The organism is Microcoleus sp. EPA2 (assembly GCA_020882975.1).
GTDB lineage: Bacteria > Cyanobacteriota > Cyanobacteriia > Cyanobacteriales > Microcoleaceae > Microcoleus.
On sequence record JAHRFD010000042.1, the window covers coordinates 15,727 to 34,751 of the forward strand.

The 19,025-nt window shown below is 44.0% G+C and carries 23 protein-coding genes and 1 pseudogene; 10 read left to right on the top strand and 14 right to left on the bottom strand.

Annotated features, from left to right (window positions below; translation table 11 throughout):
- The first annotated feature begins 68 nt into the window (after positions 1–68).
- Positions 69–410 (top strand): DUF6883 domain-containing protein, encoded by a 342-nt coding sequence (locus tag AAFP14_RS24185; protein ID WP_341734738.1) that lies wholly within the window; start codon positions 69–71, stop codon positions 408–410.
- On the top strand, positions 407–805 hold the full coding sequence (locus AAFP14_RS24190; protein ID WP_341734739.1) for a DUF2281 domain-containing protein: 399 nt from the start codon (positions 407–409) through the stop codon (positions 803–805). Before AAFP14_RS24185 ends, AAFP14_RS24190 begins: the two co-directional genes overlap by 4 nt.
- A 27-nt stretch (positions 806–832) precedes the next feature.
- On the opposite strand, the gene AAFP14_RS24195 is transcribed toward AAFP14_RS24190, so the two are convergent.
- The 6 genes from AAFP14_RS24195 to AAFP14_RS24220 all read right to left on the bottom strand — a co-directional run bounded on the left by AAFP14_RS24195 (position 833) and on the right by AAFP14_RS24220 (position 4,435).
- Positions 833–1,210, bottom strand: a complete 378-nt coding sequence (locus AAFP14_RS24195) for a type II toxin-antitoxin system PemK/MazF family toxin (RefSeq protein ID WP_341734740.1) — start codon at positions 1,208–1,210, stop codon at positions 833–835.
- A complete protein-coding gene (locus AAFP14_RS24200; protein ID WP_340522875.1) occupies positions 1,203–1,616 on the bottom strand; it encodes a hypothetical protein in 414 nt (137 codons plus the stop codon). Before AAFP14_RS24200 ends, AAFP14_RS24195 begins: the two co-directional genes overlap by 8 nt.
- Before the next feature lie 136 nt (positions 1,617–1,752).
- Positions 1,753–2,001 carry a hypothetical protein gene (locus AAFP14_RS24205; protein ID WP_341734741.1) on the bottom strand — a complete coding sequence of 83 codons (249 nt, stop codon included), beginning with the start codon at positions 1,999–2,001 and terminating at the stop codon, positions 1,753–1,755.
- Positions 2,002–2,241: 240 nt separating this feature from the next.
- Positions 2,242–2,769 carry a hypothetical protein gene (locus AAFP14_RS24210; RefSeq protein ID WP_341734742.1) on the bottom strand — a complete coding sequence of 176 codons (528 nt, stop codon included), beginning with the start codon at positions 2,767–2,769 and terminating at the stop codon, positions 2,242–2,244.
- Positions 2,770–2,800: 31 nt separating this feature from the next.
- Positions 2,801–3,205 (bottom strand): hypothetical protein, encoded by a 405-nt coding sequence (locus tag AAFP14_RS24215; protein ID WP_340522869.1) that lies wholly within the window; start codon positions 3,203–3,205, stop codon positions 2,801–2,803.
- 192 nt (positions 3,206–3,397) lie between these two features.
- Entirely contained in the window at positions 3,398–4,435 is a 1,038-nt protein-coding gene (locus tag AAFP14_RS24220) for an aldo/keto reductase (RefSeq protein ID WP_341734743.1), read from the bottom strand.
- Between the two features lie 238 nt (positions 4,436–4,673).
- Here AAFP14_RS24220 and AAFP14_RS24225 point away from each other — a divergent pair, with 238 nt between their 5' ends.
- The 5 genes from AAFP14_RS24225 (at position 4,674) to AAFP14_RS24245 (ending at position 11,471) form a co-directional block, all read left to right on the top strand.
- Positions 4,674–5,813: a DegT/DnrJ/EryC1/StrS family aminotransferase gene (locus AAFP14_RS24225; protein ID WP_341734744.1), complete on the top strand. Its 1,140-nt coding sequence runs from the start codon at positions 4,674–4,676 to the stop codon at positions 5,811–5,813.
- Between the two features lie 119 nt (positions 5,814–5,932).
- Positions 5,933–6,805 (top strand): cyanoexosortase B, encoded by an 873-nt coding sequence (gene crtB / locus AAFP14_RS24230; protein WP_341734757.1) that lies wholly within the window; start codon positions 5,933–5,935, stop codon positions 6,803–6,805.
- Positions 6,806–6,809: 4 nt separating this feature from the next.
- Positions 6,810–7,511 carry a cyanoexosortase B system-associated protein gene (locus tag AAFP14_RS24235; protein ID WP_341734745.1) on the top strand — a complete coding sequence of 234 codons (702 nt, stop codon included), beginning with the start codon at positions 6,810–6,812 and terminating at the stop codon, positions 7,509–7,511.
- Positions 7,512–7,627: 116 nt separating this feature from the next.
- Complete coding sequence (locus tag AAFP14_RS24240) at positions 7,628–9,130, top strand: polysaccharide biosynthesis/export family protein (RefSeq protein ID WP_341734746.1); 1,503 nt, start codon at positions 7,628–7,630, stop codon at positions 9,128–9,130.
- Between the two features lie 61 nt (positions 9,131–9,191).
- Positions 9,192–11,471, top strand: coding sequence for a GumC family protein (locus AAFP14_RS24245; RefSeq protein ID WP_341734747.1), 2,280 nt, complete (start codon positions 9,192–9,194; stop codon positions 11,469–11,471).
- A 33-nt stretch (positions 11,472–11,504) separates the two neighbouring features.
- Here AAFP14_RS24245 and AAFP14_RS24250 read toward each other — a convergent pair whose 3' ends face one another.
- Positions 11,505–11,771 carry a hypothetical protein gene (locus tag AAFP14_RS24250; RefSeq protein WP_341734748.1) on the bottom strand — a complete coding sequence of 89 codons (267 nt, stop codon included), beginning with the start codon at positions 11,769–11,771 and terminating at the stop codon, positions 11,505–11,507.
- 529 nt (positions 11,772–12,300) lie between these two features.
- On the opposite strand from AAFP14_RS24250, the gene lpdA reads away from it, so the two are divergent.
- Positions 12,301–13,740 carry a dihydrolipoyl dehydrogenase gene (gene lpdA, locus AAFP14_RS24255; RefSeq protein WP_341734749.1) on the top strand — a complete coding sequence of 480 codons (1,440 nt, stop codon included), beginning with the start codon at positions 12,301–12,303 and terminating at the stop codon, positions 13,738–13,740.
- A 136-nt stretch (positions 13,741–13,876) separates the two neighbouring features.
- Here the strand turns inward: lpdA and AAFP14_RS24260 are convergent, their stop codons facing one another.
- The 6 genes and pseudogenes from AAFP14_RS24260 to AAFP14_RS24285 form a co-directional block, all read right to left on the bottom strand.
- Positions 13,877–14,266, bottom strand: coding sequence for a HEPN domain-containing protein (locus tag AAFP14_RS24260; protein ID WP_341734750.1), 390 nt, complete (start codon positions 14,264–14,266; stop codon positions 13,877–13,879).
- Complete coding sequence (locus AAFP14_RS24265) at positions 14,263–14,700, bottom strand: nucleotidyltransferase domain-containing protein (protein WP_341734751.1); 438 nt, start codon at positions 14,698–14,700, stop codon at positions 14,263–14,265. Before AAFP14_RS24265 ends, AAFP14_RS24260 begins: the two co-directional genes overlap by 4 nt.
- 101 nt (positions 14,701–14,801) lie before the next feature.
- Positions 14,802–15,218 (bottom strand): hypothetical protein, encoded by a 417-nt coding sequence (locus AAFP14_RS24270; RefSeq protein ID WP_341734752.1) that lies wholly within the window; start codon positions 15,216–15,218, stop codon positions 14,802–14,804.
- A 95-nt stretch (positions 15,219–15,313) separates the two neighbouring features.
- Positions 15,314–15,547: a hypothetical protein gene (locus tag AAFP14_RS24275; RefSeq protein WP_341734753.1), complete on the bottom strand. Its 234-nt coding sequence runs from the start codon at positions 15,545–15,547 to the stop codon at positions 15,314–15,316.
- 88 nt (positions 15,548–15,635) lie between these two features.
- Positions 15,636–15,911, bottom strand: a complete 276-nt coding sequence (locus tag AAFP14_RS24280; RefSeq protein WP_341734758.1) for a type IV pilin-like G/H family protein — start codon at positions 15,909–15,911, stop codon at positions 15,636–15,638.
- Between the two features lie 15 nt (positions 15,912–15,926).
- Positions 15,927–16,034: pseudogene (locus AAFP14_RS24285) on the bottom strand (prepilin-type N-terminal cleavage/methylation domain-containing protein); the annotation flags it as partial.
- Between the two features lie 674 nt (positions 16,035–16,708).
- Between AAFP14_RS24285 and AAFP14_RS24290 the strand changes: the two are divergent.
- Both AAFP14_RS24290 and AAFP14_RS24295 read left to right on the top strand, forming a co-directional pair.
- Positions 16,709–18,232: a helix-turn-helix domain-containing protein gene (locus AAFP14_RS24290; protein ID WP_341734754.1), complete on the top strand. Its 1,524-nt coding sequence runs from the start codon at positions 16,709–16,711 to the stop codon at positions 18,230–18,232.
- A 54-nt stretch (positions 18,233–18,286) separates the two neighbouring features.
- Positions 18,287–18,532, top strand: a complete 246-nt coding sequence (locus AAFP14_RS24295; protein ID WP_341734755.1) for a type II toxin-antitoxin system Phd/YefM family antitoxin — start codon at positions 18,287–18,289, stop codon at positions 18,530–18,532.
- Positions 18,533–18,831: 299 nt separating this feature from the next.
- Here AAFP14_RS24295 and AAFP14_RS24300 read toward each other — a convergent pair.
- On the bottom strand, positions 18,832–19,025 hold a 194-nt coding region (locus AAFP14_RS24300), incomplete at its 5' end, for a hypothetical protein (protein WP_341734756.1).

Genomic DNA, 19,025 nt, shown 5'->3' on the forward strand with positions numbered 1-19,025 from the left:
GAGTGGGAGGATATGATGTTCGATCACATTACCTTCGATCCGAAGTATAAAGTATTAAGATCAATGCCATGACTACACCGACTCGCTTAGAGTTTCCCATCGCTAAAGCTCAATATCTATTCGCCAGTGCCACTGAACCAGGAAAAGCAGATAAGCAGAAATTCTGGCGGGAGGTGATGTGGTTTGAGTCACCGGAGGCGATTCGAGACGCAATTATAGCCCAAATCTCGCTAGAATTGTTACAGCCAGTCGGGCAGAATGACTATGGACAACGCTACGAAGCTATTATTTTAGTTACAGGGCGATCGGGAGTATCTTGGCAAATCCGTACAGGTTGGATTGTTTTATTTGGTGAAGATATGGCTAGATTTGTTACCGCATTTCCTCAACGCTTTGGGAGACAGCAATGAGCAAATTTCAGTTATTGGATGCAGTGACTTTAACCGAAGCAGTCGCTCTGGCAGATGGCGGAGTTGCACCCCCAGAAACGGTCGGGGCGATTGTTGAGGTATTCAAAAACGGTGAAGCTTATTTAGTCGAGTTATTTGGTGGATGGGTGAAAGCAGAAGTTGGCGGAGATTTTGTTCCCGCAACTCAGGATCAGCCAGAATCATTTATGGAAACGATAGGTGTTGAAACAGTTTATCCGCATCAATTACAATTAGTAAAATCTGCCAGCGAACTTATGGGAGTTAGAGAGCGTTTACTGTCGGTTTTAAATAATTTATCTGAAGAGTTGGTGGCTGAAGTCTGCGACTTTGCGGAGTTTTTGCAGGAAAAAGAGCAAAAAGTGCGATCGCATTAAGCATCTGCGCGATAAACTGTTAGGTCATTAAGGAATAATTGAAAAATTGAATAGAGCTTTCAGTCCATCTGCGATCGGCTGATACTCTTCAGGAGTTAAAGTGCCAAGATAGCGCGATACTCGTCGCATATCTACAGCACGTATTTGATCCAGCAATACTGTCGAGTCGGAAATGAGATTTCCCACTGCTGCCGGAAGACTTGGGTATAAGATGGGATTTTGTGCCACCCAATTTCCTGATTGTCTGGTTATCGGCACAACAATTACCAGCGGAAAACGTATCGCACCTGTTTGACTGGGTATCCCGACTACTAAAGCAGGACGTTTTCCTTGCTGTTCGTGAAATGGAGGTATTTGAGGGGCGAAATCAACCAGTATAATATCCCGGAGGGTTATATTAGACACTGGATTTTTCGACCCCTTCTTCTTCAACAATAACGCAACCTACCCCAGGTAGATAGCGCACGGCTTTACCAAGTGTCATGGGGTCTACATCCCCCCAATCATAGGGTGGAATTTCACCTTCTAGGTAAAGTTCGCGCCAAGTTGAGTTTTCCAACTCTTCGTCAGAAATATCAGGGAAAAGTATGAGCACTTCTCCAATACCGACAGGAAAACCATTGAGTTTGCTCAAGCCATCGATTACGGTAGCTAGAAGGGATAAGTCTATCTGGTGCAGATTTTCGGCTTTTTGGATCAGTTGGTAGATGGTTTCAGGATTGACTGTTTCGGGGATTACTTCTACCAAGCTGTCAGGGGTGAAACCTCGACTCTTAAGGTATTCAGCTAGTTGCAAACGAATTGTACTCATAGTTTTTGTGAGTAAAAATTTTTAGGCTAAAGCGCGATCGCCCTTTACCATTGTCCTATTTTTTGGATGGGAAGGGCGATTCCCTACGGGATAGCTTCGCTTCACGGGCTTTTGATGAATTTACCTACATCCCTGTTTAATATTCGTCCTCAAAAGAGCCTTCAATCGAAAGACAATCTGGCGAATAGGGATCTACTCGTTGTCGCAGTTCAAGGTTCTCATCCTTCAATGAATCTACCTCTTCTTGTAGTTCCAGGTTTTCATCTTCTGAATCATCTAACTTTTGTTGGAGTTTTAGATTTTCATTGTCTAGGTAGCTCAGTTTACCTTTCATTTGTTCAATCTCAATTTGAAGCAATTCGATAATTGTGTCCTTTGCTTCCATTTTTTCAAGCAGAATGCGGTAGAGTCTAAAGTTGAGGACTCAGAAGAAGACTAAAATGCAAACAAGCTAAACCGTGGTACGGGCGTCTCGCCCGTACATCATCTGCGGTTACAATATTCGTAAGATAAATTAAGAGTTAGGTGCGATCGTCCTTAACCCCATTAGTTTAGGGGTAATAATTAGGGGTGAGGGGATAAATTAAGAGTTAGGTGCGATCGCCCTTAACACCACCAAAACCAACTACTTGCTCAATACCGCAGCATCCGTACTGCTAGCAAAAGCCGGACGAATAAACTCATCCTTCTCGAACAGCGTGATGTAACCCTTATCTACAGCTAGCTGCATCACTTCCTGAAGAAAACCTCTCAGGGTATTTAATACGTGAGTGCGATCGAACTCAAAAACCTTTTCCCAACCAGAAACTCCAAACTTGCTCAAAGTACAGCTAATGCGATCGTCCGTGGGTACTAACTTGATACTTAGCGTACAACTTTCAGCAAAATCTATTTCTATTGGCTTACCTTGTGACAATTTCTTAATTTGTTCAGGGAGATCATCCTCCAAAATCATACAAATATCAGGGTCTAAAAATACCTGTATTTTCTCATCACCTATTTCTATTGATACTTTATGGTCGTATTCAAAACAAAAACGCCGGATAGCCATTTCAAAATGACTAAGTTCTCCCAAAGGATCTTCTGGAGGAGCGGCGTAATTTTCTAAGAAACGTTCTCCTAATTTAAAATGAAATTTTTGACTGTTATTCATACTCGATCCTCCTATTTAATTATGAAAAATTTTAACTCTTTAGTACAGGATAACCGTACTTCAGCGTGCCATTAGGATTTCTTTTTATTTTTGCGCAAGTAACATTCTCAGTTATCGTTCCATCAGGATGGTAAACTATACCAATGGGACGTTGAAAATCAATGATATATTTACCGGAATATTTTGGGATCAATTGCTCGGCTATTATCCAATCCTCTGAATCTAGCCATTGTCCTTGATCCTTGTTGGAACTTGTCGCTCTTCCCATAAGTTCATGGGGTTTAAGTTTGGGGCCGTGATGGCGAGCAATATGGTCGTAAGCTTTCGTTGATTTAGGATTGTTCCACTGGGGTTCTACTCCTTTACCTGTCCATTCACACCCACTGCCAACTTCTACGCTTGAATTTATTATATCCTGTTCTATAATTTCTGCCACTTCGGTATTTTTTGGATTACTACAACATACATAATATTAAAAAAGTGGTAAGTTGGGCGAAGTAAAACCTAATGTTCGTCACCTCAACCCAACCTAATAATAGCAAATCCCGGTTAAATCCTCCCTCAAACTCTTAGTCTCGCGTTGCGCGGACATTGTTTGTGTAGAAGCGGTTTAAACCGCCGATTGAACCTACGGTGTCGGATTCGGATACTTAGCGTGCACCGCATTAATTTCTGCTATAATCTCCCGATCCAAATTCACCTCCAAACTACTAAGATTTTCCTCCAACTGTTCCAGGCTAGTTGCACCAATAATCGTGCTCGTGACAAACCAGCGCGATCGCACATAAGCCAAAGCCATTTGTGCCGGACTTAAATTGTATTTAGCAGCAATCTCAACATACGCTTTCACCGCATCATTCAGATTAGTTTTATCATAACGCTGACCGAATCCAGCGAACAAAGCCAGTCGCGAATTTTCAGGAATTCCCTGCAAATATTTACCAGTCAATAGCCCAAAACCCAAAGGACTGTAAGCCATCAATCCCACCTGCTTAAAACGGCAAGTTTCCGCTAAATTTAGGTGAAAAGTCCGATTGCTCAAACTGAAAGCATTCTGAATCGAAACAACCTTCGGCAAACCGTGTTTTTCGGCCAAATTGCAAAACTCGCAAACTCCCCAAGGAGTCTCATTACTCAAACCCAAATAGCGGATTTTCCCAGCTTTAATTAAATCAGCAAACACCTCTAACTGTTCCAGAATAGGTATAGTTTCCTGTTCTTGGGCGATGTCGTAATCCGGCGCACCAAATAGTGGCACATAGCGATCGGGCCAGTGGATCTGATAGAGGTCGATGTAGTCCGTTTGCAAGCGTTTGAGACTGTCATTCAGTGCTGTTTCGACATTTTGGCGATCGATCTGATTGTTCCCTTCCCGAATCCACTTTAATCGAGAACTGCGCCCAGCTATTTTAGTAGCTAAAATGACTTTATCCCGCTGCTGCTTCACCAACCATGCACCGATATATTCCTCAGTTTTCCCCTGAGTTTCTGGCTTAGCTGGGACAGGATACATTTCGGCTGTATCAATAAAATTGACACCTCTGTATGTGGCAAAATCGAGTTGTTGCGCCGCTTCCTCCACAGTATTCTGCTGACCATAAGTCATCGTACCCAAACAGATTTCCGATACTAATAAATCGCTGTCGCCGAGCTGTTTATATTCCATGACTTCCATCGCGATAAAATAATCTAACTCTATATTAGCGAAAAACTTGAATTTAATAAACAACTCAAAAAAAACCATCCCATGTCTCTTAACTCCTCTGCGCTCTCTGTGTTCTCTGTGGTAAAAAAAAAGATCCAATTAGAAAAAAAACAATGGTATACCCAAGAGCCAAAGGCACAATAAGCCCCCTAAACTTCAGCAGGGAATGTTAATATAAATAATTGCTATCCCATGATTTATGAATAAGCATCTACCCAAAATACCCTTTGTAGACCTCTGGCTGCAACACCAACCAATTCAATCCCAAATACAACAAGTAATTACCGAAATCATAGCTCAAGGCGACTTTATTTTAGGTCAAGCACTGGCAGAATTTGAAACAGCCTTTGCCACAGCTTGTGGTGTAAAATATGGTATAGGAGTAGCTTGTGCAACAGATGCGATCGCCCTCGGACTGCAAGCTTGTGGCATCCATCCAGGGGACGAGATTATTATCCCCGCCAACACATTTATCGCCACCATAATTGGCGTGATTCAAGCCAAGGCTACACCTATTCTCGTAGATTGTGACCCGGAAACCGCCCTAATTGACCTCACAGCAGCCGCCACAGCTATTACCTCAAAAACTAAAGCAATTATTCCGGTGCATTTATACGGCCAAATGGTGTCGCCTACACAACTGCTAGAGTTTGCCAAAAGCTACAATTTAATCATCTTTGAAGATGCGGCCCAAGCCCATCTAGCTTCCAGAGAAGGATACCGTGCAGGTTCCTGTGGCAAAGCAGCAGCATTCAGCTTTTATCCTAGCAAAAACCTTGGCTCTTTTGGGGATGGCGGAATGTTAGTTACCAACGATGCAGAGGTAGCACAAAAAATGCGAACTTTACGCAATTATGGCGCACCAAGCAAATATTTACACACAGAAATCGGCAGTAATAGCCGCCTCGACAACTTGCAAGCGGCCGTACTCAACGTTAAATTACCGTATTTAGAAACATGGAATCGCGGACGCACTTTAGCTGCCCAATACTACAATACCCTATTAGAACCCCTCAAACACAAAGGTATTGTACCGATCGCCAACCACAGCAGCAGCGGTCACATTTATCACCTGTATGTGATTCAAGTTACTGAGAAAAGCTCAATTAACCGCAATACCCTGCAAGCAAAACTCGGCGAAAATGGCATTGAAACAGGCATTCACTATCCCGTACCTTGTCACTTGCAACCAGCCTACCAAAACTTAGGCAATCCAGGGGACTTTCCCCATACAGAAACCCTGTGCCAACAGATATTGTCATTGCCAATGTATCCCGGAGTGAGTAATACTCAGATTGAGCAGGTTGTTGGGGCGATCGCATCATCCTTTAATAGCTAATTGTTAATATAAGTTAAAGTGATGATGTATCAATCAGTATAAATTCCCTTGTCAAATTTTTTGAGTGTCAAATTAAAAACTGTTGAATTCAAGAATCAAAACTCAAAAATTTTAAAATGATGCAAATCCAGCGCCAAATTCGCCTCCTCAAGCAATACCTCCTGGGAGAAGGTATTACGGTACTCCTAGTGCTGCTGTATGCTCCCCTGGTATTACACTGGTATGACGGATGGTTCAACAAAAACATCAGCATAGAACACGAATACTTCAGCCACGGAATTATAGGTTTGCCCTACGCAGCTTACATAGCTTGGACAAATCTAAATAGCTGGCGTAACTTACCCAACTCCCCCCATCCTTTAGGATTAGTGTTACTGCTACTAGCGACCCTTTTTTATGTAAGTAGATTAAGCGATTTGGTAAATTTATCTCTGTCCCTAATGCTAGGGAGTATTTGCTTGTGTTTAAAAGGAATACCAGGCTTGAAATTGCAGGGAATACCACTTTTTTTTATATTGCTCGCTTCGCCGAATCACATTCCTTACTTAATCGAACCCTACGCCTTGCCTTTGCAGCACTTAATTGCGGAAATATCCGGCTTAATTTTAATCAAAGCTGGTCTTAATGTCAGAGTAGAAGAAGTTTATCTCTATGTCAACGATCGCATTGTAGAGGTTGCACCCCACTGTGCGGGTCTAAAAATGTTGTTTACCAGTCTGTATGTTAGCTTAATGCTGCTGGACTGGACAGGAGTTGGGAATTCCTGCAAAAAAAGCATTTTATTTTTAGCGAGTACATCTATCATTAGTATCAGTTCAAATATCCTTCGCAATACTTTACTCACGTACTTTCACGGCACCGATAAAGTAGGACTGTTTACTTGGCTACACGCAGGATGGGGTGGAGATTTATATTCTGCTTGTATACTAGGTTTATTGGTACTTTTGATCGACGGTATGGAAAAATATTTCCCAAGCCAGTCTGGCCATTAAAAAAATGATTTCAGCACGCAAACTACTAAGGCGATACCAGTTATTTAAAATTATCGTAATTATGTTTTTACTCGTACTGGTTGGGGCCGTAGCAATTCCGGGCTATAGCACGGGAAGGTGGCCCTGGACAAACCCGCCCGAAGTGACCAACCTCAAGCAATTAAAAACTTTACGTCAAAATGGGTTGACACTTCCCGGCTGGGAAGTAATCCGGGTGCAGAATAACGTACTAATTGGCGGTCACAAGTGGTTAGTTCAAGAAATTAAAAATCCTCAAACAATGGCAATTTTATTAATGTTGCCTCAAAATGGCCCCAAAGACCAGCCCCAGGTGGAATGGCTGGATATCAAAGGATTTCATCGGTGGCAAATAGATGCCGATCGCACTTTGCAGTTTATAGTTAATTTAAACCCAGTACCAAACGCCAAGACTACAACCATCAAAGCCAGGTTTTTCCGCAGCCGGACTGCCCAACACACCTTTGCGGTCTTACAATGGTACGCTTGGCAAAACGGGGGTTCTCCCGCAACAAGTAGCTGGTTTTGGGAAGACAGCATGGCGAGACTGTTAAATCGTCGCGCCTCCTGGGTAGCTGTGTGCATCATTGTTCCCATTGAACCGGATACAGACATTAAAATAGCTGAACCCATCCTCAAATCTCTGGGTGAAATTGTGCAGGCTAAATTAATGGCAGAAACTTTTTGAAAAAATCGGGCAACCTCCACCCCCCCCTGCCCCCCAAGGGGGGATGGGGAAGGGAATGGTTCAGGGGAAAATACAATTTATCAAAAATAATTTAAATGAATTATAGACATTTTAAAATGAATAAAAATTATGTCGCTTTTTCCCTGACAGGTCTTTATTCAACTGCTTGGACTCTATTTTTTACAACTATATTTTGGGGTTTCAATGCCAAAGTTTTTCCTCAACAGACTTTAGCACAACCTGTGATTCCTAGTTCCGAATTGCTCGATCGCCCGCCACTACCAGTACCCACACCGCCACCAGCAAGACCTAACACCGACATCAACCCCGCCTTCCGCAATCGACCCTACCGACTAGGCCCAGGAGACCAGATTGCAATTCAAGTTCAGCGCTTCCCAGAGCTCAATTTTACAGGTGCTATCAGCCCCGAAGGCATAATTATCATGCCACTGATAGGCACTGTAAATGTACGCGGCCTGACGGTGGAACAAACACAGCAGCGCCTGCGCGAACGTTTAGCCCAATTTCTGAAAAATCCCCAAGTCTTCGCATCCCTGCTAGTTCAGCGCCCTGTAGTCGTGACAGTCACAGGAGAAGTTGCCAGACCCGGTTTTTATCCCTTGCAAACCCCCCAAATTCCCGCAGCCCTAGCAGCAGCCAGCGGTACGACTCCGACTGCCCAACTGCGGGCGGTGCGGGTGCGGCGGACACTGCCCTCCGGCGCTATTGCCGAGCAAATAGTTGACATTTTGACACCGTTGCAAACTGGTGTTTCTCCCCCAGATTTGCGTTTAGAGGATGGAGATGCGATCGTCATACCTTATCAACAAACTACCCCCGATCGCAAATCCGATCAAGATTTAGCATCCAGGTACAGCCTCGCAGCAGCCAGTACCCCTGTCCAAGTCACTGTCACCGGAGAAGTCAGCAAACCAGGTTTTTACACGCTTCCGGCCGGTGGTGGGCGAATTTCTGCCGCTTTGGTGGCTGCGGGGGGAGCAACGACAAAAGCTGATTTGCGGGCGGTACGAGTGCGACGGACACTGACCAACGGCACATCTGTAGAAGAACCCATCGACCTCTACACTCCCCTAGCAAGGGCTAGGGACTTGTTTGATTTCCCCCTAGCTTCTGGAGATGCGATTATTATTCCCGAACTGGATGCTACTCGGAAAAATCTGGACTACGACCAGACTTTGGTTTCGCGCTCTACCTTAATCAAACCCCGGATCTACGTTCGAGTTTTGAGTTACGCTAGTGGTGGTTTGACCTCTTTCTACATAGAAAATGGTAGTACCTTTTTGGATGCTCTCAATAACTTGCCTGTAAATCTTGCGGATATGCGGAACATTGCCTTGATTCGGTTTGACCTAAAGCAAGGTCGAGCTGTCAACCGCAAGATAGATGCTAAAGCTGCTTTGGAGGGAAATCTTTCTCAGAATCCAATGTTGCAAGATAATGACGTGATAGTGATTGGTAGGAATCTGGTAGAGCGAGTTGGTTTTGCCATCAATAGTTTTACTCGACCATTTCGCGATCTTTTGGGCTTTATTTTGTTTTTTGAACAATTGAGAAATGGGGTGACAAATTTGTTCGTACCTACAAATAATCGCAATTAGTTAACCAATAACAAATAACCAATAACCAATAACCAATATTCCACAGTAGTCAATAATCACTATGACTTTATCAGTTGTTAAACGTTATTTAATTGCTTTCGACCAATACAAATGGGTGGGATTGGCTACTTTAGCTGTGACTGTGGGCGTTTCGGGAGTAGTGGCCGTCCAGCCAACTCCGCGGCCGATTTACGTAGCATCAGGTATGCTCGCCTACCGCCGCCCAACAGTGATTTTTTCAGCGACTACTACTAAAATTCAACAGGAAGGACAAGAAATAACTAAAGATATGTTGCTGGATAAAAAAGTGCTTGAAGGAGCAGCACAAAAACTGCTCCAAGCACCAGAAAAAAAATCCGGCGCAAAAATAAAGAAGGAAGAAGCGGCAAAAGAAATAGAAGAGTTGACTGCCAAGCTGGCAAAAAACGTGCAGGTAAAGATGCCGAGTAAGAATAATGACCCCAGCGCTTTGATTCAAGTTTTATACAAAAATGCCGATCGCAAAAAAGCCGAAAAAGTAGCAGAGATATTGATGACAGAAATGGTAGATCGCAGCCAAACCATTAATACTTCCCGACTGCGAGAAACCATAGTCCAAATTAACAAGCGTTTGCCAAAAGTCACTCAAGAACTCAGAGAGACAGAGGAAAAACTCGAAGCCTATGAAAAACGAGAACAAACCTCTATTTTAGCAGCTCAGAGCGGTACTTTGCCCCAAGCAATCACCAATAGCGAACAGCAGCAACGACAACTGCGAGTGCAGCTAGGAGCAATTGAAGCTCAAATCAACAGCTTGCAAAATCGCTTGGGATTAAATGTGGATCAAGCTTACGTCTCTCAAGCACTCTCTGCCGATCCGATTATTGGCCAACTGCGAGTGCAAATTTTTTCCCTCGAATCTCAGCTCAAAATTCTCCGCAGCGACTTGCAGGAAGAACACCCGAAAATTGTAGAATTGGTCAAACAAAAACAAGCTTTTGACCAACAATTGCAGCAGCGACAATCGGAGGTGCTAGGCGGTAAGGGTGTCAGTGCTCCACTCCAAAGTGCCGATCGAATTCGAGTAGATTCTGCCTTAGATCCCGCCAGACAACAGTTAGCTCAAAATTTGATTGCTTTGCAAACACAAAAAGAAGTTGTGCAACAGCAAATCAAAGGAGTGGAGAAAACAGAACAAGAATTGCGCCGACAACACGCCACAATTCCTAATAAGCAATTAGAACAAGCCCGTTTAGCCCAGCAAGTCGGGTTCAAAAAAGCTCTTTACGATAAAATGCAGTCGGCTTTGGTAGATGCTGAAGCGGCGGTAGCCGAGACTACAGGTAGTTTGACAATTGCCCAATTGCCAAAAACTGATGATGTTGAGTCCACCAAGAGAGGTTTGCCGGTGATGCTGGCGGTGGGAGGCTTTGTGGGATTGCTGCTGGGCGGCGGATTGATATTTTTGCTGGGGATGCTCAACGGCAAGTTTTATAGTTGGGAAGAGGTACGGGCGGCTTTGGCGGAAAAGGAAGTGGCAATATTGGGTGTGTTACCGGAAGTGTCTATCCTTGATTCCTACGGCTTGGAGATGCCGATCGCCCTGGATGCCAATTCGCCCTATTTAGAATTTTACGAGCGGTTGCGCAGTAATTTACGCCGGATTGGTAACAAACCGGTGAAGGTGGTGTTGCTAACTTCCGCCGCGGCTCAGGAGGGAAAAACTTTTAGCGCTTACAATTTGGCTATTGCCTCAGCTCGATCGGGCAAACGGACTTTGTTAATTGAAGCAGATTTGCGCGAGGCTTCTCACATTGAATGTCTGCAAATCGCGATCGATCCTCTGGCGGCTGTAGAACCTTTACACTATTACGGCAATATCAGCGAGTGTGTCCGTTTAGTACCCAATGTCGAAAACCTATACGTCATACCGAGTCCGGGCTTTTTGCCCCAGGCTGCGGGGGTACTCGAATCCAGCGAAATGCGCAGATTGTTTCAGGATGTTCGCAATCGCTTCGATTTTGTGGTGGTGGACTCTCCGGCTTTGAGCGAGTGCAATGACGCCCTCACCCTGGAACCTTACACTGACGGTATGATTTTGGTGGCGCGGCCTGGTTATACTCTATCGAGTATGTTGTCGGAAGCTGCCGATCAGTTGCTCGAATCTGATGACGAAGAGTCGAGTAAATCCCCGCGGTTGTTGGGGGCGATTATTAATGGTGCTGACATTGCGGTGAAGTTCCGCCACGATGTTGAGGAAGTGGAAATGCCTTTGGGTGCGATCGACCATAGAGCCATAGAAGTGCGATCGAGCCGATTACCCCAGCAGCAGTCAAAGCTCAAAAAGAAAGCAACTAGATAGTATAGCCATCTTCGCGGCGGTTCGGAAATTCTGCTATTGCTTAGATTCCGGCCGCGATCGCCGCTTGTTCTGGATAAACTGTTCTAAATCGGCGATCGCATCTTCAAAATCCGACAAATTAATTTTTGCAGGTTTAGGCTGCTTGGGCTCACTAGAAGACTTGGAAGCGACAGCCGGAGACTGAGTTTCTGCGGCTGGACTGCTGCTGGCTTCTATATAATCGAACAATTCATCAAGAGACTCAAAAAATGATTGAGCCGAGGCCCGGCGTGAATCTTTCTGGTCATAGTCTTCCATCATAAACCACTCCAATTTGACCGTAAATTTGCAAACAAACTCTGCGAGATGCCAAGCCTTACAAAAATTAGACCCAAAAACGAGATTAAAATCAACAAGGGAAGCCAAAAAAGGCAATCACCGAATCCAGAAGTCCTACCAGACAATGCGACTCTCCAACCCTATTTAGCTTCAGCCCCGCTTACTTGAGAATTTATACATACATACCCAACTCAAAACCATCAACTGTCAAAAATTAGTCCTCGATGCAGAAACCGGTTTTTTTTCCGCAAATACTGCATTGTAGCCTTTGACACTGGTAAGCGCTTCAGGTACGGGAGGGTGTTTTGGTATTTAGGCGTCCAGGACTAAAAATCTTCAGTTACTGGGGAAAGTTGTCTAATTAACCCTAGTCTAGTCGAAAATAAGGATCGGGACTGATGCAAAGATCACTGCTATTACAGGATTGCGATCGCCATGTACCAGCTTTAAATCACGAAAATACTGTATTTTTGCTTAAGTCCTCAGATAGAAATAACACTAGGAGAATCAGGTGACTCAGGGATTTGATTACGATTTAGCAATTATCGGCGCCGGCGTCGGCGGACACGGCGCGGCCATCCACGCCGTTAGCTGCGGGCTGAAAGTGGCAATTATCGAAGCGGGCGACATGGGCGGAACTTGTGTCAACCGCGGCTGTATTCCCTCTAAGGCGCTGCTGGCGGCTGCGGGGCGGGTGCGGGATTTGCGCAATGCTCACCATTTGAAGACTTTGGGTATTCAGTTGGGGAGTGTGGATTTCGATCGAGGAGCGATCGCCAATCATGCTAACACCATTGTCAGCAAACTGCGGGGCGACTTGACCAACAGCCTCAAGCGTTTGAATGTCGATACCATCCAAGGCTGGGGAAAAATCGCCGGTTCTCAAAAAATCACCATCGAAACCGATAAAGGCGAAAAAACGATTACCGCCAAGGATATTATTCTCGCTCCCGGTTCAATTCCTTTTGTTCCTCCAGGGATAGAAATTGATGGCAAAACTGTATTTACTAGCGATGATGCTGTCAGATTGGAATCGCTACCGAAGTGGATCGCAATTATTGGTAGTGGCTATATCGGTTTGGAATTTTCCGATATTTACACTGCATTGGGCTGTGAAGTCACGATGATTGAGGCCTTAGATCAATTAATGCCAACTTTCGACCCAGATATTGCTAAGTTAGCAGAACGGGTATTAATTACACCCCGTGATATTGAAACAAAAGTGGGTGTTTTGGCGAAGAAGATTACTCCTGGTTCGCCGGTCATTATTGAATTAGCTGATTTCAAAACTAAGGAAATTGTCGAAGTTTTGGAAGTAGATGCTTGTTTGGTAGCAACTGGCCGAGTTCCTGTCAGTAAGAATTTGGGCTTAGAAACTGCGGGCGTGGAAACGATGCGCGGTTATATTCCAGTTAACGATAAGATGCAGGTTTTGGCTGGGGGAGAACCGGTCAAGCATTTGTGGGCGATCGGCGATGTCAATGGCAAGATGATGTTAGCTCACTCTGCGTCTGCTCAGGGCATTGCGGCCGTGGAAAATATCTGCGGGCGCGATCGAGAAGTGGACTATTTGAGCATCCCAGCAGCGGCCTTTACTCACCCGGAAATTAGCTATGTCGGGATGACGGAACCCGCAGCGAAGGAGTTAGGAAAAACCGAAGGGTTTGAGGTAGCTTCTGTCAAGACTTATTTTAAGGGAAATTCTAAGGCGATTGCTGAAGGGGAAACCGACGGTACTGCTAAGGTGATTTACCGGAAGGATACGGGGGAATTGTTGGGTGTTCACATTTTCGGTTTGCACGCTTCCGATTTGATTCAAGAGGCGGCAAATGCGATCGCGCAACGGGATTCTGTGAATACTTTAGCATTCCGAGTACACACTCACCCGACACTTTCGGAAGTGTTGGATGAGGCCTTTAAACGGGCGGCTGGGGCGGCTGGCGGTCATTAATTTGTAGGGGCGGAGTTCTGGTTTTACAGGACTTATGCACTCCGACTAAAGAAACCGGGTTTTTTACCTAATCTGCGGGTGAGAAGCAAAAATTTTCGTAAAAAACCCGGTTTCTAGCCCCCATGAGTATTCTGTTTTAGAGTGGCGGTAAAATACCGATCGCATTTTGGGCTAATTCGAGAAATTCTTCAGCTTGGGCGATCGAATCTGCGGCTTGCTCGCTCATAACAGCATCAAGTTCGCCATAATCTCCAGCATTTCGCAATTCCTGAGCTCTGATGAGGTATTGGTGAAACTTAACAGGAACTCTTCCTGTACGAGCAAATTCTCGACCAAATGCACTAATGACTGCGGAATGTTTAGAAAAAGATAGTCCTTCACCTTCTAAAAATGCTTCGGCGATATAAAACATCGTGTAGTAGGCGCGAGAGGCTGCATAATCCGGGTATTCGCCATCTAACATTAACTTGGCCGCTGCAAGGCTTTGACGGGCTTTGAGGAGTAAGTTTAATTGAGCGGATGTCATATTAAAATTCCCTCTTTACGGATATTTCTGAGCAAAGGGCCTTGATAATTAGTGAATTTTTCTTCATTCATAAACTGGCAGCTAATCACTTCATCATTTTGGAGCGACAAATCTGCTACAATCTGAAGAGTTCTATCAATTTCGACCCCGGCTTGAACTGGCGCTTTGAGAACTACTAAAACATCTATATCTGAGTCGGGGTCTGCATCACCTCGCGCCTGGGAACCGTAGAGTACCATGGTGACAAGGCGGCTGTCGTAGATTTGCTCGAAGTGCGATCGTAATTCTGTCAATATGTTCTTAAGTTTATCGTTAACGATCGTATTTGTTGTAAGTGATTTAGCTGTTTCTTCTGGTGAAAGTCCGAGAAATTCTTCTGCTGTCCCGATAGTCCATCCTGCTGCTTCTAAGCGTTGGCGTTTAGCTCTATCCATAAAATACCTTCTCGCTCTCAATTTAAATTTTGTCGTATTGCTTCAAGTGCTTTTTACATTCTTAAGGCGATCGCACTTTAGGCAGAATGCTGCAAATCTGGCTAAATCTTAGCAACAACAAAACGAGATTCGATATCGAGCGACCAGTTTTCATCAATCACTTTGAGATTAGTATCTAAAATCAGAGTCAGTTCACCAATTTCATCATCGCCATCATCGCTAACCAGGTTGTTTTCAACCGCAGATAGATCGGCTTTGAGTAAAAATTTCAGTTTAATCCAGTGCGAGGTGGGATGGTTGTTGATAATATTTGTGCCGAGCGATCGCCCGATTAACTCAGCATAGATTGGATGAATAAAAGCAATCTCTTCATAAAACTTATTACTATCCCAATAACCGCGTATTTTGTAATTGCAGGATTCTAGATGTTTCTCGATTAGGTGATTTAGGGCGATCGGTGCTAATAGTTGAGCAAGTTCATCCCAAATTTGGTGATTTGTCAAAGTTACGGCATTCATCAGCTTAATTGTCCCTTAATGACTTGTCTTGACACCAGAAAAGTGTAAAACTCCCTCAATAAACTTTGCGTGATAGCGGTAATCTCCGCCTTCTCCTAACACCTTAGATTTGAGATCGGATCGTATCCTTCTTCTTCAGAAGGAATAAGACCTATACTGCCATCGGGCGGTACTCTACCATTTTGAATCGCTTTGAGATGTTTATTGTTTTGATCGTATCTCTTGCCGAGGCGGATTTGCTTTTTGCTAAAAGATACTAGCATATCAGCCAGCGTTTGATATATGATGTCTGGCTGAATATCCGCCCAGTTATTGGGTAGAGATTCCATTTGGCTGTCTGCGATCGGGATTGTTTCATTATACCAAATATCGCACTCTAAGTAAGGGAAGGGCGATCGCTCCTATATGACAAGCACTTTAGCCACCAGATGATGCACACATAAACACCGTTTCTTTACTACCTCCCTTTTCCCCAGCCATACAACAAGCTAATGTTTGATTACCGTCTTCAGGCTTGGGAGGAAATATATCTACTTTGAAGATGTAATTATTGGTTTCCTTTGGCAATCCCAGTAGTTCTAGAGACTCTGTAAACTGAGTATTTTCAGCATAGTAAGCTAGTTGTTTTTTCTGACAAGTATTAACGTAAGTAATTCCCTCTACTTGTTTAGCTTTATTTATAAATTTAAACATGGCTCCCAGAGATATAGTAGCGAGAATACCTATAATGATGATAACGACTAACAGCTCTACTAGAGTAAAACCTGAGTTTAGCTTGCGATAAAGCCGAGAAAAAAGCCTTAATATATATTTCATTTTACCTTAATTAAACAGTAAAATTAACTAGGCACAAAGAGTTCCTACTGGAAGCCTACGTTCGTAGTAGGAACTTCTTCTGCCTTATAGATATTGGCGTATATCTTGACAAACTAACAAACATAAGAATGTGAGCCGCGACAAGATGACGGTAAAATTACTGCCAAATCCATCGCCAACTGTAACATTTTGTGTCAAAGCTAAACCAAACAGACTGGCCCCATACATTGCTGACACCACGATGTTTCCATTGACAGAGCTTGTTCCTATCCTTAGGAGGTGAAGGCAAACATTGTTTTCCTTGCGCTTTCCAATAATTACAATTGTCTCCTGTCGAAAGGCTACCCAGATAAGTGTCTTTTCTTAACCAGGCAGCATCCGCTGGCTGAGTGTGAGAAAAAATAACTGCACTACCAACTAAGGCAGCCATCGCTATTTTACTAAATTGTGCTGGTTTTACCATGAATTATTGTCTCCTATTTAAACAACTAACCTTTGAACACTTTGTATTAATATTATTTAACTAAAATCTTAAAAATGCAAATTACAATCTGTCAGAAAAAGTAACTAATTTAGTCACCCCAAATATCAGCCAATGTCATCGACTATTGCTAATGTCATCAAATGTCAGATATTTGTGATAATATAATATAAATCCTTGACAAATCAGAGCAATGGACGTAAAAGATGTATTACAGTTTACAGATAGTCTATTTTTTTCCGAGACTGGTAAACATATAGATCGTCTGCAAGAGACCATTTTGAAAGGAACCTTGGATGGTCAGAAATATAGCGAAATTGCCGAAGAAGAACATTGTACCGAAGGTCATGTAAGAAATGTCGCCTCGGAATTATGGCAAATTCTCTCTAATGCTTTAGGTCAAGAAGTTAATAAATCTAATTTACGCCGCACTTTACAAAGGTCTTATTTATCTATTAGTTCATCCAACTTTAAAAAAGAATTTATAAATGTTAGTAATATTAATTTTTGCACTGGTAATATACAAGACTCAGAAGTTATGAATAATCGATCGCCCGCATCTACCTCAAACCTCCAACAAACCCCAACTCAATCCCACCTAGACTTAAGCGACGCACCCAAAATCTTCACCTTTGACGATCGCACATCCGAACTCACCACCCTCAAACAGTGGATTCTCCACGAAAACACCCGCCTACTCGCCATACTAGGCATAGTCGGCATTGGCAAAACCGCGATCGCCGCCCAACTTGTCGAACAAATCAAACATGAATTTGATTTCGTCATCTGGCGAAGTCTCGCCACATCTCCACCCCTGTCAATACTTCAAAAAAATATAATTCAATTCTTCCGTAGGGGCGGTGCCCCCGTGCCCGCCCCAGCCCCCGTGCCCGCCCCCTCCCCCGTGCCCGCCTTCGGTAGGGGCGGTGCCCCCGTGCCCGCCCCAGCCCCCGTGCCCGCCCCCTCCCCAGAAGAAGGGGCAACCACAGGGGGATTGCCCCTACTAGAATACTTGCAAAAATACCGCTGTCTGCTGATACTCGATGACGTACAAATGATAAATAGCAGCGGACAACTCGCTGGCAATTATAAACCTGGATATGAAGATTACGGCACACTATTCAGACAAGTAGCCGAATTATCTCACAATAGTTGTTTAGTGTTGCTCAGTTGGGAAAAACCCAGAGAAATCGCCGCATTAGAAGGGAAAAATCAGCCAATTCGCTCATTACAACTCAATGGTTTAGGTGCAGAAGCGGGGGAAATCCTCAGAGAAAAAGGTTTAACTGAAGATGCAAAATGGTCAGAACTAATTGAACAATACAGAGGCAATCCCTTGTGGTTGAAAATAGTTGCGACAATGATTCAAGATTTATTTAACGGCAGCCTCTCGGAATTTTTGTCTGACGATCCACTATTTTTAGGCGATTTAGAATCTTTATTGCATCAGCCATTTAATCGCTTATCCGAGTCAGAAAAACAGGTAATGTCATGGCTGGCGAGTGAAACCGCGCCAGTTTCCATCTCAAAAGTGCCAGAGAATCTGCAATTATCTCGATCGCACTTTTTGAAAGTGATGCAATCCTTGGGACGGCGTTCATTAGTTGAAAAAATCCCGGAGGGCGATTCCCTACGGGATAGCTACGCTTCACGCACATTTTTCACCCTTGGGCCCGTACTAAAAGAATATGTCAAAACTAACTATTCCCCAACATAAAAAAAGAGGCCCGATCGCCCTTATAATATTCTTAGTATTGGGAAGTCAAAAACTATGTCACTCACACAAACCCAAGTAACCTATACTGAAGCTCAGGCGAATCTTGATGAACTTTGCGAACAAGTCATCAGCGATCGCGATGCCATCATCATCACCCGCAAAGACGGCGAAAACGTAGCCTTAATTGCCGCTGACGAATTGGCAAGCTTAATAGAGACAGTCTACCTGCTGCGATCGCCCAAAAATGCCGATCGCTTGTTAAGTGCTCTGAAACAAGCAAAAGCCAGAACGGCACAGTGAATAATCGGGAATTTGGAAATGTGCGATCGACCTTTGTTTATTGAATTGGCTTTTCAGTCCTCTTTTAGAGGACTTTCGCTATGAGACGGGGGTTTTCAACCCCCGGCGGACTTGCGGGTTAGGGCGAGGATTTTGGCGACGGGAATGTGCGACAATTTTCGATTTTCGATTCGGAATTATTTGAGGTGTGGCGAGAAACCGGGTTTTTTTGAGAATCCTTAGTTACAGTCGGAGATTTGGGCAAAAACCCGGTTTCTGAGATTTTGGGTTTTGGGCGATCGCCCTTAAATTTGATAAAATTAGATATCTGCAAAACATCGGACTTTCGGGTTAGGGCGAGAACTTTGACGACGGGAATATGCGACAATTTTCGATTCGGAATTATTTGAGGTGTGGCGAGAAACCGGGTTTTTTTGAGAATCCTTAGTTACAGTCGGAGATTTGGGCAAAAACCCGGTTTCTGAGATTTTGGGTTTTGGGCGATCGCCCTTAA